This window comes from Streptomyces sp. SID14478, from assembly GCF_010548525.1.
Classification (GTDB): domain Bacteria; phylum Actinomycetota; class Actinomycetes; order Streptomycetales; family Streptomycetaceae; genus Streptomyces.
This window is the reverse complement of the sequence record NZ_JAAGMG010000120.1, coordinates 1-2,548: the sequence shown is the minus strand read 5'-3', so window position 1 is coordinate 2,548 and position 2,548 is coordinate 1. Positions and strand designations below refer to the sequence as shown.

At 72.6% G+C, this 2,548-nt stretch carries 2 protein-coding genes; both read left to right on the top strand.

Annotated features, from left to right (window positions below):
* Window positions 1-22 precede the first annotated feature (22 nt).
* On the top strand, window positions 23-1,030 hold the full coding sequence (locus G3I40_RS04900) for a glutamate ABC transporter substrate-binding protein (protein WP_239091543.1): 1,008 nt from the start codon (window positions 23-25) through the stop codon (window positions 1,028-1,030).
* Window positions 1,031-1,079: 49 nt separating this feature from the next.
* A complete protein-coding gene (locus tag G3I40_RS04895) occupies window positions 1,080-2,396 on the top strand; it encodes a hypothetical protein (protein ID WP_164300916.1) in 1,317 nt (438 codons plus the stop codon).
* Window positions 2,397-2,548: the final 152 nt, after the last annotated feature.

The window sequence follows — 2,548 nt, the reverse complement described above, 5'->3', positions numbered from 1 at the left end:
TCTAGGTCCGGCGCGTTGTCGTCTGCGCGGCTGGGGCGGCGTGGCCGCCATGGCGGTCGTCTGCGCCCTGACGGCGGTCCTCGCGCTGCTGCTTCCCCTGACCCAGCGCGGCCCCGGCGGCGACGGCAGCACGGGCACCGGCTCGGGCGGCGTGGCCGAGGGCACGCAGGCCAAGGCGGACGACTGCGACCCGGGCGTGGACGGCAAGGAGCCGGAGCGCAGCCTGGACCCGAAGAGCGGCAGCGTCAGCGGCGGCGCCGTGCAGACCATCAAGGACCGCGGCTACGTCACGGTGGGCGTCGACCAGAACAGCTACCGGTGGGGCTACCGCGATCCGAACAGCGACGCGAAGACCGCCGAGCTGGAGGGCTTCGACATCGATCTCGCCCATGAGATCGCCAAGGAGATCCTCGGCAGCCCCGACAAGATCCGCTTCAAGGCCATCCCGACCAACGAGCGCATCCCGGCGATCCAGCGCGGCGACGTCGACATGGTGGTGCGCACGATGACCATCAGCTGCGACCGGCTCAAGGACGTCGACTTCTCCACGGCGTACTTCCAGACGGGCCAGCAGGTGCTCGCCCCGAAGACGTCGAAGATCACCAGGTACGACGACTCGCTCGGCGGCAAGCGCGTGTGCTCGGCGGTCGGTTCGACGGCCCTGAAGGCGCTGGGCGACGACAAGAAGAGCCACAAGCTGCCGGCGAGCACCGACATCTCCACGACGGTGCCGAACCAGCTGGACTGCCTGGTGCGCCTCCAGCTCGGCGAGGTCGACGCGGTGGTCACCGACGGCGCGCTCGCGGCGAGCCAGGCCGCGCAGGACCCGACGGTGGAGGTCAAGGGCGAGCCGTTCACCAAGGAGTACTACGGCGTCGCCATGAAGAAGGGCTCGGACGACCTGGTGCGCCGGGTCAATCAGGTCCTGGACGACTACCGCAAGAACGACGGCTGGCAGAAGTCGTACGACTTCTGGCTCAAGTCAGCGCTCGACGAGGCGGCCACACCGCCCGCGCCGAAGTACAAGTAGCTGTAGTTTCCCAGTAGTTGCGGTACGCGAGGAAAGCGAGAGGTGATCGATGGGCGTCGCGGGACCCCCTGGTCCGGTGATGGACCGGGACGAGGTGGACCGTGCCCTGGCCCGGCTCGGTGCCGAGCACGAGGCCGTCGAGACGTCGCTGCTCGCGCTCCAGGACCACGCCGGACGGCGACTGCTCGAAGGCGCCCGGCTGACCGGGACGACCCGGGAGCGCTGGGCCGCCGCCGAGCAGGCGATCACCCTGCTGTGGACGTACTTCGACACGTACACGGACGCGCTGCGCGCCGCCCAGGACGTCCGGGCCCGGCGCAAGTGGCCGAACCGGGACGACCTCGTGCAGCTCACCGAGATGCTGCGCGGCGAGTCCGTCACCGTCTCCTCCGCCGCCGGGCACCCGTCGCCGACGCTCACCGGTCCCGCGAAGCTGTCCGAGCACTTCACGCTGGCCGCGCTCGTGGAGCGGATGAACGAGCTGTACGCGTCGTCCCTCGACATGGTGGTCACCGCCGACGCGGTGTGGTCGGCGCTGCCCGCCCGCATAGACCTCCTCGCCGCCGAGCTGGGCCGCACCCGGCAGCTCGCGCACTCCGTCGGCGTGCGCCCCGGCGAGCATCCGGCGGGCGACGACCTGGAGCGGATCACGGGCGTCCTGACCCGGATGCGCGAGGAAGTGGTCTCGGACCCGCTCACGTACTGGCAGAAGGCGCCCGGCAGTTCGGCCCCCGGCGGCGGGCGCCCCGACACGACGGCGTACGACCGGCAGGCGCGGGCGCTGGAGGACGTGCGGCGCGAGATCGAGGCCGTCCTCACGGTGCGCCAGGACGCGGAGGCGCGGCTCGGCAAGCTGCGGGACGTGCTGTCCCGCGCGGACCGCACGCTCACCGAGGCGAGAGCGGCGCGCGGCGAGGTCCTCGCGAAGATCGCCGCCTCGGAGGTGCCCGCGGTGTCCGGGCCGCCGATCGCCCTGCAGGAGCAGCTGGCGCTGGCCGCCGAGTACCGCAGGCACGGCCAGTGGCACCGGCTCTCGCCGCTGCTGGAGTCCCTGGAGTCGAAGGCCGAGGACGAACTGCTGCGCGCCCGCGAGTCGTTGACCGCGGTGACGCAGCCGCTGGCCGTCCGCGCGGAACTGCGCGGGCGGCTCGACGCGTACAAGGCGAAGGTCGCGCGGCTGGGCTTCGCCGAGGACCCGTTCCTGGTGGAGCGGTACGACGCGGCCCGCCGCATGCTGTGGAGCGCGCCCTGCGACCTGCGGGTGGCGGAGGACACGGTGCTGCGGTACCAGCGGGCGGCCGCCGAGGTGTTGTCGTCGGGCCGGGCCGAGCAGGCCGCGCCCACCGACCGGAGGGGGGAGTCGTAGGCATGGCCGAGGCGCACGAGTGCACGCGGCCCGGTTGCCCGGGGCGCTACGAGGACATGGGCGGGGAGCTGTACTGCGACACGTGCGGCCTCAAACCGCAGGGGACGCCGGTGCCGAAGCCCGCGCCGGCGCAGGAGGCGGCGGCCGGCCCG

Coding starts and splice junctions, on each gene's coding strand:
- G3I40_RS04895 (WP_164300916.1), top strand. CDS start 1,080: ATGGGCGTCGCGGGACCCCCTGGTCCGGTGATGGACCGGGACGAGGTG.